We start from the raw sequence: 13,007 nt of genomic DNA, 5'->3' as shown, positions 1-13,007 counted from the left end.
TTTGCATTGTTGAGTTTGAATATGATAGCGAACCACATATGTCACTGACATACAAAAAACCTCCCTTATCATCAAAACGAGATAAGGAAGGTTTAAATTGGCTTGAATAACGGAACCGCATCAACACTCATTGATTAAGATTACGTACGGAGCTTCGTTCGATGATGGTTGTGTTTACCTTGATGGATAAAGCCCCTTCTCGGGAATTCTCCATACGTTTGCACAGCAAATTCACTGCTGCCTGTCCAAGCTTCTCTGTCGTTTGTCTTGCCGTAGTCAGTGGCACGGGCAGCAGACTCGCCAACTGGATGTCGGAAAAACCAATGATGGACAGTTCCTCAGGTACCTGCTTGTGGATGGATAAGGCCGTGTACAGACAAGAAGTCGCGATATAATCATCCGCACAGACAACGGCTGTCATTGCCGGATTACTTTGAATGAAATCCTTGAGTTGCAGATTCGGCCCATTCAGGTTGAGCATGTAATCCTCTGCACAATCCAGGCAAATATTGCGACCGTTAACAGGCAGTGCGTAGTCCAGCATGGCCTGCACATAACCTTTATAGCGATCCTCCCGGCTCGTCACTCCATCAAACGACATAGAGATATACCCAATTTCCCGATGTCCTCTATCAATCAAATATTCCGTCAAGTTGTAGGCTCCCTGATAATGGTCATGGTACACACAATCAATATTGACCTCACGAAAGATCCGATCGATGATTACCAAAGGATAATTCAGCAGATTAAGCTCCAGCACCTTTTCACTGCATCGTGTTCGCCCCCTTGGAAACAGAATAATTCCATCGATTCCTTCCTCGTACAACTCTTGTAGGCAGAAGCTCTCATCCTCTTTATCCGTAGTAATCCGAATGAGCAGCTGGCACCCGGATTTACGTGCTTCCTGCTCAACGGATGCTATAATTCTGGCTACGTAATCATCCATATTGGGGAACAGCAGGGCAATTTTTCGCTTCATAAGCTTCTTGTCTGTAGTTACATTCCCCGATAATGACTCCTTACCCGGCCCGCCCAAATAATCACCCGACACAAATGTCCCCCGCCGCGCCAACCGATAGACAATACCTTGTTTCTCCAAAATTTGCAGCGCAAGCTTGGCTGTCATACGGCTGACAGAATACAGTTTGGCGAGCTCGCCTTCTGATGGCACGGGATCATGTGGCTGCAATTTCCGGTTACGAATTTCTTCCATCACCAAATCGGCAGTTTGCAAGTACAACAACGGCTTCCGATGTGGTTCCTCCATGTGAACACCTACCCCAGTTCCGGATTTTACGATCATTCTATCATTTTCTCATGTAAAAAAGTAAAAATAGCCCTTGAGCAGAAGGTAGAATGACATTCGATCCTTCTGCTCAAGGGCATGCAAGCAAACATTTATTTATTTGACTTCGGCATTTAGCCGTTCAATAAGTTCAAGCAGCTCCAACGGTTCACCAACTGTGTGAGTTGGACGTTCTGTTTCATCCAATGGCTCATGGGGATAACGTGGCGTCCAGCTCTGAAAGATGCTGGTGATGCCAAGTGCGTTGGCTCCCTTCATATCACGACTCAGGTTATTGCCAATCATCACTGTTCTTGAAAAATCCCCTTCGGACAAATCAAGGGCACCAATTGCTGCCTTAAACATCCGCGGGCTTGGCTTGCTGGCTTTAATATTTTCCGAAATAATCATTGCGCTAAAATAATCATGAAGTCCATGCTGCTTAAATACGTTCTTGAAGGATTGTGCATCGCCGTCAGCAACCAGGGCCAGCGTGTACCCTTTTTCATGAAGCTTCTGAATCGTAATATCCGCACCCGGAATCAGATCCGCACTCAGAACAATTCCCTCTTCGTCCCGAATCTCGGTCGATTCATCAACAATGGTATCGCCGCTGTCAAAAAAGATAATTAACTTTTTGTCGTCCATGTTCGTTATGACCGTCCTCTTCATTCAATTGGTGAAACGAATTGCCGGTTTCCACTTGACCATGTAATCCAACATTGATGTTTTAATAAAAGGTATAGCGCTTAATCTAATGTTACAATGGAGGCGAATAAAAAATCAATCATTATTTCGTTGCACTTATGCAGAGGCCAGATAATCATCTTGACCGAAAAAGTACTGAGGATCAATTTGCCGGTAGTTGGAGGGGCTGCTGCTGACCAAACTGTTTTGCTTTTACTGCCATCGATTTATCCAGCCTTGCTCTTAATCCACTCATCCATTCCGGCTCATGCGCCCATTGTTCTGCCCCAGATCGAAGCACACGTACATAACCGTACAGATTGGCAAAGCGACGAAATGCTGGGAACATCGACTCCATATCATAGACGTCTCCTGCTTCTTTCCAATACCCTTGCAAGAATATTTGCTTCTTCTGTTCCCATTCATCCGGCTGAATTTCATCCCGTAAACTATCCAGACTCTGCTCCACATCCATTGCGTACCAGTGGTACATGGCGTCATCGAAGTCAATGGCGTAACAGGAATGACTCTCCTCGTCATAGAAGACATTATCCAGTTCAAAATCATAATGTATTAACCCGAAGTTCTGCTGTGTAACGGGCCAATTTGCAAAATAATTTCGGAGAACTTCTACCTCATTGAGCGCCGCATTCTCGCCAGGGAACTCCCCCAGAACGTCCTTCATCCAATCCAGTACATCGATATATGTCCAGCGTTTTGCCTGTTTGGGTGTGTATTCACAAGATAAACGATGTAGCTTACCCAATGCCTCACCCAAGCTGTGCACGATCTGGTCATTTATATCGATACTGCCCATCTGGTTACCAGGAACTCGTTTGAATACAGAGGCATAATACATTCCCCAAGGCGTATGAGCCACTACCAGCTCTTTTCCTGCATGGGAAGGTACTGCTTCCATGGCGCCATATTGATTTAGTTTAAGATAGGACAGGAACTCCAACTCCGCTGCAAGATTGGTTTGATTTTTCTCATCTACAGGGGCAAAACGAAGCAAGTAAACCTCTCCCTGATCCCTGAACGGATACACGGCATTGGAGGATATACGATAATACTGGAACATGTCCAGTGACTCCGGATCATAACTCCAGTTTTTCAAAATCATCTCGGCGAGATCGTTATTATGGAATAAATATTTAAGTTTTAACATGGGCATATCTCCTTAGTGGTCATCTAATATAGAACGCTTTTAGGTTCCGAATCCTATTTTTGAGCGCAAAAAGCCGCAGGCTATGCCTGCGGCTTTAAAAATTCTGGATGCATGAGAGATTGCATAAGCAAATAAACCTCGTGCATACCAGGAAAAATGAGCAGTTATATCCCTATATCTCGGCAGACTTCAGATCGTCACATTAGCAGACTCCGAATGCTTCGCCATGTGTTCGTTGCTCTGCCGGATCTATTCAGTTCGTAATCACCTTAATTGTTGTAGTAACGCTTTGCATCATCTTAGCCCGTCGTTTCATGACGCTCACTCCTTCCGAAAATCAAGTTATTTCCATAATACTCCATCAGGTGATCTTAGGCAACGAATATCAAGACTGTGTAACAACCATTCGCTCTACGGTCTCGGTGTTCTCCTTATACCAAACCATAACGACATCTCCCTCTTTCAGATCAGACACCTGAATGGATGAATTAGCATTTTGGTTGTTGCCTGGGGCACCCATGCCCATGCCTTCCGTGATATCCACATCCTCACTGATGTCCAACTTCATTTCAATGCCCGTATCTTTCATTTCCATGCTTCCGCCTCTGGAGGCGCCAGGTTGTCTTCCATTTCCATTAGTCGAGCCTGTGGATGAGTTATCCTCCACCTCAAGCAACGAGATCGTGACGGTACTCCCTGTGGCAGAGATCACTCTGCCTGTAAGATCGGCATTCATCATCCCCCGCATATTGTCCTGACCACCTGTTCTGCCATTCATCCCTTGCCCCCCGCCCCTCTGTGTTCCTCCATTCATACCCGGGCCACCGCCATTCATCATTCCGCCACCGTTTATGCCTTGTGCAGAACCGGTATTCGTAATGTTCTGGGCAGTAATAACATCACAAGCAGAGAGCAAAACGGAGCAGGTCAGCAGCAAGAGCATAGCCGATGTGAGATAACCATTTTTTCGCATACGGATCACCCTTTTCTCAGGGAAGAACGTTCCCAGCCAAGTTTTCTATGAAACATGAAGTTATACGCATCTTTAAATCCCATGTACGACAATACAACCAGCAGCGGATATACGGGATAGATATACCTCGATTTAATCTCCCACAGAATATAGAACCCGATAAATCCGAGAATAACCAGAATCAAAGAGACTTCGTCATACCGCTTTCCACGAATTCCACCGACCAAGCGAATGAAAATAAAACAGTACATCATGAAATTCATGACATAAACGATCCAAAGCACCCCCGTCCGGTAGACGGAATCTCCCTTGAATACGTCTGTTACCGCATTGGTATAACTGTAGGAGCCGGCAATTCCGCCACCTCTTCCTCCTCCCATACCCGAGGAGCTTTCATTACCGATGCCATATCGATCCATTTGGTAGGTACCTTCAGTCCAGGTCCAAATGATCTTTTTGTAATACATCTGGGCCAAGTCACTTAAGCTGGCTTCCGAAAGCTTGCGTTCAATCTCCTGCTTGTACAGTTCTGTACTTTCAGCTTTATTATAGTTGGCTTCTCTTTGATAGATCTGGTAGCTCTCCATGTTGTCCCAGAAGCCGAATCGTTCCAGATTAATACCCATGTTCAACCACATATAGACCGGTGCCGAATTTTCCCCATCAGATTCACTTACAGCACCCGAAGATTTTAATACCGCATTCTGAGTCCACCCTGGGACGTTAAACAACGTAGCCAGCACGAAGACGGAGACAATCACTTTCTTGAATCCAATACTTCGCATATTTAGCAGGATGGTTAACATAGCAGCAATCAGCACAATTACGCCAATGCTTCGGAAGTAGTTGCCAATCGCGAGCAGAATGGCGGCAATGACGATTGTCCGCCAAGACTTTGCACGTATAAACCGAATCAAAAAGTATAAACAAGACGTCAGAAATGCCGTAGCAATAACATCGTTATAGATCAGGTTGTTCAGGAACAGGGATGGCAGATACGTGGCTGCAAAGATCAGAACCCCGTAATCACGTTCCGCGGACTTATGATTTAACTGTTTATAAATGAGATAAATCATTAATGTCGTTACCGTTGCAAACAAAATATTGAACAGCTTGATTACCAGATAATTATCCGGGAACAGGTACAGCAATGTCTTTAGATACAAAACGGTAGAAAAGTTGAACGGGAACATGTGCAGATATCCGCCCGATTCAAACGAAGAATAATCGAGATCGTAAAGCATGTTCATCGCGAGTGAAAGCACGGTCTGTGAATCATCCGTAGGCACTCGTGGAAACACGAAGATAATGATGATTTGAATGGCCAGCGAACATAGCAGCACCACCGGAATGACAACCTTTGGGCTGTATTTGTTAAGCTTCAGGCAAAGGCGGTATAACCCCACACCCGATACCAGAAGCAAAGCAATTACCGGGATAAAAATACTCCACTGCTGCGTACCCAGAATCGGATTATCCCCATACAAGGTGTAGTTGTACTGCGCCCGGACAAACAGGGACGATACGATAAACACGCCGACAAAAACAAGCAGAATGAGATAAAGCGACTTATGGATCACCTTAGACATGCCAAAACTCCTTTTCCAGTACAGGATTCGGGAATAGTATAATGCCTGTACCTGAAAAAAGGCTGAATTCAGATTTGTGCTTAAAAATGCTCATATAGACAACAAGGAATATGAGGATACCTCATCGAATAAGAAAAATATGTTCATAGTTAGATATCCCTCATGCACAAAGGAGAACTGAAAATGAGAAAACTCGTTCTATTTCTTCACGCATCGCTTGACGGTTTTGTAGAAGGGCCGAATGGTGAAATGGACATTGGCTGGGTTGCCTACGATGCTGATTTGGAGAAACACGCGAAAGAAATTCTGAGTACCGCCGACACTGTCATTTGGGGGCGTGGGACTTATCAGATGATGCACAGTTACTGGCCATCTGTGCCTTCGGACCCGTCAGCTTCGCAACATGAACGGGATCATGCTGAGTGGATCGAAAAGACAGCCAAAATCGTTTTTTCCACGACGTTGGAGAAAGTCGAATGGAATAATTCAAGACTCGTGAAAGAAGATATCGAGGAAGAGATCAATAACCTTAAAGAGCAGCCAGGCAAAGATATGGTCATCCTCGGCAGTCCTAGGTTCGCACACCACCTTATGCAGCTTGATTTAATTGATGAGTATAAAATTACGGTTTCTCCCGTCCTGATCGGTAAGGGATTGCCATTATTCCAAGGCCTCAAGGAGAAGATCAATCTTAAGCTAATCGAAAATAAGACCTTTGATTCTGGAGCCATTGGTCTCGTTTACCAGACGGTAAGATGACCTTGTCACTTAAGGTGATTACGCTAAAAAAAAGCTCAATAAGACCAAGAAAGCAGCTGATCAACGTGATCGGCTGCTTTTATTCAACTAACGGGCAGGTTAGTTGAATAAGATGTATAATATTGGATATGTGTATTAAGGGGGATTCGATGTTTATCAGAGAGATAGAACCTGAGGATGCTGAAAGTTTTAATTTGCTTATGAAGGAAGTTGAAACCGAGGCTTATTATATGCTTATGGAACCAGGAGAAAGAAAAGGTTCTTCTGAACAGCAACGTAAATGGCTGGAACGAGTGAAAAAAGTGAGTAATTCAACAGTACTTGTTGCAGAACAAGCTGGAAAGTTAGTAGGATATATAGCAGTCATTGGCGGAGACACAAGAAGAACAAAGCATTCAGCATACCTAGTTATAGGTATTTTAGAAGAGTACACAGGTCGTGGTATAGGAACAAATCTATTTCAAAGGTTAGAAGAATGGGCAAGAGCTCATAATATCTTACGATTAGAACTTACAGTGGTCATTCAAAATGAAGCAGGAGTATCTTTATATAAAAAAATGGGATTTGAGATAGAAGGAATAAAAAGAAACTCTCTATTGATAAATGATAAACTTTTCGATCAGTATTATATGTCTAAATTATTATAGTAGTTTGTTAAGCTAACGTAAAAACATTAACTCAATAGATACAAAGATGGCAGCCGATCATTTAATCGGCTGCCTTTGTTCAACTAACGGGCAGTTTTGCTGAGATCTGCTGAGTAGTGGAGCATCTGGCCTCTCACGGTTGGTTGCGGACAAGAAAGAGTTTTACTAAAAATTGGCCACCGCCCGGGAACGGCTATTCTTCGTATACATTTCCGAACCGACTTACTTGACCGGCCCCATCCAGGTTGAAATCGTCTTCTGCTGGTGCGGCAACGGCGGTTTCAACTTCCCGTTATCGATCAAATGCTTCAAAATATAAGCGACAAGCCGGCCTCCGCCGGTGTTGCCTCTCACCATGTATGCAAGCTGCGGCTCCAAATGCTTCGGCTGATTTTGCAGGAACAGCTTGAGCATTTTGTCGTAGAGCTTGCCGACAGCAGGCGCATACAGAGCGGACAAATCCGGCATTGCCTTGTTCAACCGATCCAACGTTTGCGGAGAGTCGATCCAAACCGCATTGAACTTGTACCCCTCCTCCGTCTTGCGGATGTACCCCTTCTCCAGCAGGAACGAATATTGCTCGGCGTTCTCTTCGTTGTCGGGCAGTTCCCCTTGTTGGAACGCATGACAAATCTCGACATTCCGGTATTCCAGGAAACGCCAATCCATCTGGCGGTCGCTCCAGTACGTATTGAATTGCCACAAGTATAAGGGAGTGTCTTCGACGTAGCGGAGCGACGGACCGAAGGTGACGTAACTACTCAAATCAAAACCCGGATCGGCATTGTGGCTCCGGTTTAACGCCGCATAGGCAATATACTGACCTCCGTCCTTTCGCATTGGTGCGACCGCATCGAAGTTTTCGCCCGCCGGCATGCTCCGCCAAGATTGCTCCTCGACGTTCTTGGGCAGCAAGGTCCAGAGCAGGAAGTTATAGTCGCCGTCCGGAACGTACACTCCGCTATCCTCAACTTGCCGGCGAACTTCCATTAACGCGTCAAAATGAACATCGGCCACTTCGGCGGCGCAATCTTGCCAGAATTGATGACCGGCTACGGCCAACTCGAAGAGGTCCCAGACGATGGTATTGCTTTGATATTTGCCGGGAGAGGTTTGGATGAGGAAATTGTAATCGGCCAAGTGCCGGACTTCGCCTTCCAGCAAAGACGGCGGCATTCCGAGCTCCTCCGCGATTTGATGCACGGTACGCGCCTTGTGATAAGCCGCGTAAACGATATTTTGCGCCAAGGCGCGTCCAAGAAAATCGTTGGTTTCGCCCAGTCTGCCGGCCGAACCGGAATGGCCCATTTCCCCCATGCTGACCGGATTGACACTTAAAGTTCCTGTTGCACGCATACGTTTCATCCCTTTCCGTAACTTCTTTTTAGCCTCGCTCAAATGCCACTTCACCGTGCCTACAGGAATGTTCAGAGCAATCGCGATATCGCCGATTTTAAGCTCGTCGTAGTAATGCATGACCACGATCCGGCGATGGATGTCGGACAGAAACGCGACTTCTCGGCGGAGCTCGCGGTAAGCTTCGGTTACCAGCAGCCGGTCAAGAGGCTCCCGGGAAGGGGCGGCAGACAGTTCGGACATGCCGTTGATTTCGAACGCTTGGGGAGCGTGCGCACGCTTTTTCAACCAATTCACCCAAGTGTATCGGGCAACCGTCCAGACGTAAGCGTCAAGGCTTCTAATGTCCCGGACCCCAGAGAAGGATTTCAACAACTGCAGCATAATCTCCTGAGCCAGATCCTCCGCCTCGGCCCGCTGCTTGACCCGGTTTAACGCAAAACCGAAAATCGGTTTGACATAGCTCCGAATCGCTTCCGTCGCTTCTTTTCCGTTTTTACCAATTGAATCCATCTTTTGCCTCCATAGTTGCATCTGTAATTCCTGACAATTATATAGTGTGCCAGGCGAAATAAAGGTTGGGATTATTTCAAAAAAATTTGGGCGTCCTACCGGATTCCATCATACATGTATAATTACAAACATCAGAGGAACTATTAATTTACGAAATGCTGAATACACGGAAGGACAAATAAAGGTCGGGTATGAAGTGAATGGATTCAGTTTGAAAGAGTATAATGTTTCTTGTAAGCTTTATAATGACGGAAATTTAATTTCATCTTCTGGCTCGACAGATGGAGGCTTAATAGAATTAGACGAACAGCATTATTACTTTGTCGGATTTGGGAATATAGATCAAGTTAATCTGCCTGACTCTATAAATCTAACTGTGGAAATTACAGTGATACCAAATGATTCTGGACAAAAACCTTTAACAGCATCATTCAATGTGGATCTTGATAAAGAAATGTAAATAGAATCAAATATCATAATAGTTTTTCGTTTAATTTCCTTCTACACTAGTTGGTCTCCGTAGATAAACCATCCAACTAACGGGAAACGATAGCTCAATAAACCGCCTTTTCACAAAGGCGGTTTTCTTATGGTCACAAATCAACATTAGATTTTAACATAGCCATTTTTTTAAAAGAGTATAGGGCTTTAAGCTAATCGTTGAAGATCACTTCTCATCCTTAATAAACTCAATAATATCCTGGATCTCACAATCCAAAGCCTCGCATATTCGATTCAGCGTATCGAACTTCACGCCATCTGTTTCCTCATTGTATAATTTGGCAATCCCATTTCTATGTAGTCCGGTTAGTCGGGATAAATCGGCAATGTTAATTCTTTTCTCTCCCATAATGCGAGATAAATGGATCTTAATCATACAGGTTCTCCTCCAAACAAACAGATATAACCCCATGATTGTAAAAGTGCACCTCAGCCTAATATTGCCTGTTAAACATCACTTCTTGTCAATATACTTGATTAAGTCGCCTGGCTGACATTCCAGTGCTACACAAATTTTCTCAAGGGTTTCGATTGTGATCGATTTGACTTCAAAACCGCTATCCGTTACCCATTGTCCAATGGTATTCGGACGAACTCCTGTTTTTTTAGCCAAAGCATACATAGACATACCCTTATCCTTCAGAACTTGTTCGAGAGTGAATTTGATCATCTGAAAACATCCCTTAACATAAAATATAGTAACTCTTGACGTTAATAACTAATTAAGTTATCATAACTCTATGAGTTATTAAATCTCTATAGTTCAATTCATAGAAAGTAGGAGAATGCATGATAGAATCTCTGGAATCTTTGGCAGAACCGTTAATCCGAACGCGCTTAGAGTTATTATACAACAATTTGTCTCACACGCAGCCTGATTATACCCAACTATCTGAAGAATCTGATCATTATTTTCATACCATCCGTCAAGCTTTACCTGAATATCTGAATCAGACCATTTTTTTATATGAAGATACTCAACTTTCTATGCAAACACTTCTGGAAAGAGAGATTTATTTACAAGGGTTTCGGGATGCCCTGCAACTAATGAGCGAGTTACATATACAAAGATTCTGACGCCATAGCTTCTTACAAAATATGCTATAATCACAAAGCAATAGAATAGGCTTAAGGTCGGCTACCTCGCCATGAAGGGAGGGATGCCCTATGACAGTTTTTGAAGCAATCATGCTGATGCTTACCTTTGGTACGCTCATCGTTGCCATTCTGTCCGATAAACGCAAATAGACCGCCCCCCTAGCAAGGAATGCGGTCTAATTCATCGTGCCCTTATGTTACCGCGAAGCCCACCGCCCTTAAAAGCGGCTATTGCTCAGAGAAGTCGTGTTACCAGCACGGCTCTCTTTGCATTTTACGTCTAATCTGCTCTAATTATACCATACTCAAATCTTTGAAGTCACATATAAACCGTGTTAATCATCGTACATTCTCTTATATTCATGCATATATTTACGGTACCATCCACTACTTCTTTCGCTTCTTTTCCTTAGCCTTCTCCACATTGACCTGCACCCGAAATTCCACGATCCGGCGGATCAAATCTTCTGGCAATGGTTGATCCAAGGGGAATTGCACCGATCCTTTGGCTCCTTTATACCGTGAGAGTTCTTCCTTAAACGCTTCGATCCCACTGGCACCTGGGTAAAATCCGATATGCTTGGAGTACGCTGCAAAATGAACCAAGTTCCCGTGCTCTGCATACGTTGGCATCTTGTAACTGATCTTCTCCACGGCATTGGGAGCGGAATCGCGAATAACCTGTCTTAATGATTGTAATTTGACCTGTACATCCGAAGGAAATTGGGAGATATATTCATCTACCAACACATCAAAAGAGGTACTCTCTGACATCTTGAACTCCTTCCACCACGTCCATTCGTGGTATGGGCATTTTTCACAACGTCATGGCTCGGCCATTTCGCATCAGATAATCCTCCTTGGCTTTGTAGTCGGGCATAATACTGCCCACACGGCGCCAGAACGAACGATCATGATTCATATGATGGATGTGGCATAACTCATGAATGATCACGTAATCAATCACCTCTAGTGGAGCCATCGCCAAACGGTAGTTAAACGTCAGCTTTTTATCCCAACTGCAGCTTCCCCACTTGGTCGCCGATTCTACGATATCCACAGACTTCGGCTTCACCTTCAACTCCTGCTGGTAACGGACGATGCGCTCCCCGATTATTCTTTTACACTCGGCAAAATAAAACTTCTTCAGATTCGCACGCAAATCCTCTTCCGAACGTCCCTCTACGTCAATTAACTCATGCAGCGCATGTTCTTTGCCAAAGAGCAGAAATTTCCCTTTACCTTCCTCTTCATATTCTTTCGCTTGAGGACCATCCAACGCCTGCTGCATCAGAGCTGATTTGGTCAAAATGACTTCCCCATGCTGCGCAACAAGCTTCCGAATCATGTCTTCGCTCGTACCATTGGGAGCCTTGATTGTGACCATATAGGGTAAATCCATCGTAATGGAAGCTTTCTTCCGTTTCCCATATTCGATGTGACAGTTAATGATGTGATTGTTTATTTCAATAGTTAGCATAACCTGCTCCACTTCTTCCGATATTTCAATGTCAAAATTGGGATTTATTCATTCAGATTGTAACCTATTCAGTAACTCTATGCATAATGTTCAGCGCTATTACATATTTTATATTGAATTTTTATTCATTAATATGTATTATTATAAAATCATAAGATAGGAGGATAGATATGACCCCTAGATCGAATCCGGATTACAAAACGATTGAGGAACTATCCCTCAACCATTGGCAGCCCTTATCCACCTTGCTTTTTGACGGATGGGTACTGCGTTTTGCACAGGGATATACGAAGCGCGCCAACTCCATTCAACCTCTTCACTACTCTACTATGGATGTGCATGAAAAGATCGAGCAGTGCGAGCGAATCTACGCTAACAATCAGTTAAGTACCATATTTAAGATTACACCGTTTATCCAGCCGGATCATCTCGACCAGCTTTTGCATGAAAAGGGGTATGATGTTGTGGATCTGAGCCAGGTCCAGACTCGAAGCCTGTCAACCATTAAGGAGCCCGAGCACGCTGATGTAAAAATGGACGAACAGTTAACCGGAGAGTGGCTGGATCACTTTTGCAGACTGAATCAGCTAAGTGATCTGCATCGGGGAACGATGGAACAAATGTTGACCAACATCCGTACGCGCACAGGTTTCATCTCGCTGTTCATCGACGGACAAGTCGTTGCTTGTGGATTCGGTGTGGTGGAACGAGGCTATATTGGGTTGTATGACATCATTACGGACGCTAACTTTCGGAATCGGGGATTGGCCGAGCAGATGATCCTTCATCTATTACATTGGGGAAAAGAGAATGGCGCTACCTCCAGTTACCTGCAAGTAGTTGCTAATAATGCTCCCGCAATAAAACTATATGCCAAACTTGGATTCTCGGAAATCTATACATACTGGTATAGGATTAAGAAAGCTTAGGCTTTTCTACAATCACTCTACC

General features: G+C 44.3%; 16 protein-coding genes. 6 read left to right on the top strand and 10 right to left on the bottom strand.

Features of this window, described 5'->3' with window-relative positions; translation table 11 throughout:
* Positions 1 to 127: 127 nt before the first annotated feature.
* From PTQ21_RS09390 to PTQ21_RS09370, 5 genes are all read right to left on the bottom strand, one after another.
* A complete protein-coding gene (locus PTQ21_RS09390) occupies positions 128 to 1,267 on the bottom strand; it encodes a GntR family transcriptional regulator (RefSeq protein WP_090955312.1) in 1,140 nt (379 codons plus the stop codon).
* Between the two features lie 135 nt (positions 1,268 to 1,402).
* Positions 1,403 to 1,933, bottom strand: a complete 531-nt coding sequence (locus tag PTQ21_RS09385) for an HAD family hydrolase (protein WP_063567152.1) — start codon at positions 1,931 to 1,933, stop codon at positions 1,403 to 1,405.
* 202 nt (positions 1,934 to 2,135) lie between these two features.
* The gene (locus tag PTQ21_RS09380; protein ID WP_274569626.1) at positions 2,136 to 3,140 is read right to left on the bottom strand and encodes a phosphotransferase enzyme family protein; all 1,005 of its coding nucleotides are present in this window, start codon (positions 3,138 to 3,140) and stop codon (positions 2,136 to 2,138) included.
* A gap of 385 nt (positions 3,141 to 3,525) precedes the next feature.
* Positions 3,526 to 4,113: a hypothetical protein gene (locus tag PTQ21_RS09375; protein ID WP_274569625.1), complete on the bottom strand. Its 588-nt coding sequence runs from the start codon at positions 4,111 to 4,113 to the stop codon at positions 3,526 to 3,528.
* Between the two features lie 5 nt (positions 4,114 to 4,118).
* Positions 4,119 to 5,702, bottom strand: coding sequence for a glycosyltransferase family 39 protein (locus PTQ21_RS09370; RefSeq protein WP_274569624.1), 1,584 nt, complete (start codon positions 5,700 to 5,702; stop codon positions 4,119 to 4,121).
* Positions 5,703 to 5,885: 183 nt separating this feature from the next.
* Between PTQ21_RS09370 and PTQ21_RS09365 the strand changes: the two genes are divergently transcribed.
* On the top strand, positions 5,886 to 6,461 hold the full coding sequence (locus tag PTQ21_RS09365; RefSeq protein WP_274569623.1) for a dihydrofolate reductase family protein: 576 nt from the start codon (positions 5,886 to 5,888) through the stop codon (positions 6,459 to 6,461).
* A 149-nt stretch (positions 6,462 to 6,610) separates the two neighbouring features.
* Positions 6,611 to 7,108, top strand: a complete 498-nt coding sequence (locus PTQ21_RS09360; protein WP_274569622.1) for a GNAT family N-acetyltransferase — start codon at positions 6,611 to 6,613, stop codon at positions 7,106 to 7,108.
* 222 nt (positions 7,109 to 7,330) lie between these two features.
* Here PTQ21_RS09360 and PTQ21_RS09355 read toward each other — a convergent pair whose 3' ends face one another.
* Positions 7,331 to 8,977 carry an RNA polymerase sigma factor gene (locus PTQ21_RS09355; RefSeq protein WP_274569621.1) on the bottom strand — a complete coding sequence of 549 codons (1,647 nt, stop codon included), beginning with the start codon at positions 8,975 to 8,977 and terminating at the stop codon, positions 7,331 to 7,333.
* A gap of 46 nt (positions 8,978 to 9,023) precedes the next feature.
* Between PTQ21_RS09355 and PTQ21_RS09350 the strand changes: the two genes are divergently transcribed.
* Entirely contained in the window at positions 9,024 to 9,437 is a 414-nt protein-coding gene (locus PTQ21_RS09350) for a hypothetical protein (protein ID WP_274569620.1), read from the top strand.
* A 207-nt stretch (positions 9,438 to 9,644) separates the two neighbouring features.
* Here the strand turns inward: PTQ21_RS09350 and PTQ21_RS09345 are convergent, their stop codons facing one another.
* Entirely contained in the window at positions 9,645 to 9,854 is a 210-nt protein-coding gene (locus PTQ21_RS09345; RefSeq protein WP_017690565.1) for a helix-turn-helix domain-containing protein, read from the bottom strand.
* Between the two features lie 78 nt (positions 9,855 to 9,932).
* Complete coding sequence (locus PTQ21_RS09340; protein WP_274569617.1) at positions 9,933 to 10,148, bottom strand: helix-turn-helix domain-containing protein; 216 nt, start codon at positions 10,146 to 10,148, stop codon at positions 9,933 to 9,935.
* Between the two features lie 119 nt (positions 10,149 to 10,267).
* Here PTQ21_RS09340 and PTQ21_RS09335 point away from each other — a divergent pair, with 119 nt between their 5' ends.
* The gene (locus PTQ21_RS09335) at positions 10,268 to 10,555 is read left to right on the top strand and encodes a hypothetical protein (RefSeq protein WP_079697229.1); all 288 of its coding nucleotides are present in this window, start codon (positions 10,268 to 10,270) and stop codon (positions 10,553 to 10,555) included.
* A gap of 90 nt (positions 10,556 to 10,645) precedes the next feature.
* The gene (locus PTQ21_RS31475; protein WP_350338901.1) at positions 10,646 to 10,726 is read left to right on the top strand and encodes a putative holin-like toxin; all 81 of its coding nucleotides are present in this window, start codon (positions 10,646 to 10,648) and stop codon (positions 10,724 to 10,726) included.
* Positions 10,727 to 10,963: 237 nt separating this feature from the next.
* Here the strand turns inward: PTQ21_RS31475 and PTQ21_RS09330 are convergent, their stop codons facing one another.
* Entirely contained in the window at positions 10,964 to 11,350 is a 387-nt protein-coding gene (locus PTQ21_RS09330; protein ID WP_072735666.1) for an iron chaperone, read from the bottom strand.
* A gap of 43 nt (positions 11,351 to 11,393) precedes the next feature.
* Positions 11,394 to 12,056 (bottom strand): M48 family metallopeptidase, encoded by a 663-nt coding sequence (locus tag PTQ21_RS09325; RefSeq protein ID WP_111621003.1) that lies wholly within the window; start codon positions 12,054 to 12,056, stop codon positions 11,394 to 11,396.
* Positions 12,057 to 12,226: 170 nt separating this feature from the next.
* On the opposite strand from PTQ21_RS09325, the gene PTQ21_RS09320 reads away from it, so the two are divergent.
* Complete coding sequence (locus PTQ21_RS09320; protein WP_274569616.1) at positions 12,227 to 12,985, top strand: GNAT family N-acetyltransferase; 759 nt, start codon at positions 12,227 to 12,229, stop codon at positions 12,983 to 12,985.
* The last annotated feature ends 22 nt before the right edge of the window (positions 12,986 to 13,007 follow it).

It is taken from the genome of Paenibacillus marchantiae (assembly GCF_028771845.1).
GTDB lineage: Bacteria > Bacillota > Bacilli > Paenibacillales > Paenibacillaceae > Paenibacillus > Paenibacillus marchantiae.
Note: the sequence above shows the minus strand (reverse complement) of the source record. Positions and strands in the feature narration are given on the sequence as shown.

Bases quoted from the DNA above. Each gene is read 5' to 3' on its own strand.
- PTQ21_RS09375 (WP_274569625.1), bottom strand. From the start codon at position 4,113: ATGCGAAAAAATGGTTATCTCACATCGGCTATGCTCTTGCTGCTGACC.
- PTQ21_RS09390 (WP_090955312.1), bottom strand. From the start codon at position 1,267: ATGGAGGAACCACATCGGAAGCCGTTGTTGTACTTGCAAACTGCCGAT.
- PTQ21_RS09380 (WP_274569626.1), bottom strand. From the start codon at position 3,140: ATGTTAAAACTTAAATATTTATTCCATAATAACGATCTCGCCGAGATG.
- PTQ21_RS09360 (WP_274569622.1), top strand. From the start codon at position 6,611: ATGTTTATCAGAGAGATAGAACCTGAGGATGCTGAAAGTTTTAATTTG.
- PTQ21_RS09385 (WP_063567152.1), bottom strand. From the start codon at position 1,933: ATGGACGACAAAAAGTTAATTATCTTTTTTGACAGCGGCGATACCATT.
- PTQ21_RS09335 (WP_079697229.1), top strand. From the start codon at position 10,268: ATGATAGAATCTCTGGAATCTTTGGCAGAACCGTTAATCCGAACGCGC.
- PTQ21_RS09330 (WP_072735666.1), bottom strand. From the start codon at position 11,350: ATGTCAGAGAGTACCTCTTTTGATGTGTTGGTAGATGAATATATCTCC.
- PTQ21_RS09320 (WP_274569616.1), top strand. From the start codon at position 12,227: ATGACCCCTAGATCGAATCCGGATTACAAAACGATTGAGGAACTATCC.
- PTQ21_RS09340 (WP_274569617.1), bottom strand. From the start codon at position 10,148: ATGATCAAATTCACTCTCGAACAAGTTCTGAAGGATAAGGGTATGTCT.
- PTQ21_RS09370 (WP_274569624.1), bottom strand. From the start codon at position 5,702: ATGTCTAAGGTGATCCATAAGTCGCTTTATCTCATTCTGCTTGTTTTT.
- PTQ21_RS09355 (WP_274569621.1), bottom strand. From the start codon at position 8,977: ATGGATTCAATTGGTAAAAACGGAAAAGAAGCGACGGAAGCGATTCGG.
- PTQ21_RS09325 (WP_111621003.1), bottom strand. From the start codon at position 12,056: ATGCTAACTATTGAAATAAACAATCACATCATTAACTGTCACATCGAA.
- PTQ21_RS31475 (WP_350338901.1), top strand. From the start codon at position 10,646: ATGACAGTTTTTGAAGCAATCATGCTGATGCTTACCTTTGGTACGCTC.
- PTQ21_RS09365 (WP_274569623.1), top strand. From the start codon at position 5,886: ATGAGAAAACTCGTTCTATTTCTTCACGCATCGCTTGACGGTTTTGTA.
- PTQ21_RS09345 (WP_017690565.1), bottom strand. From the start codon at position 9,854: ATGATTAAGATCCATTTATCTCGCATTATGGGAGAGAAAAGAATTAAC.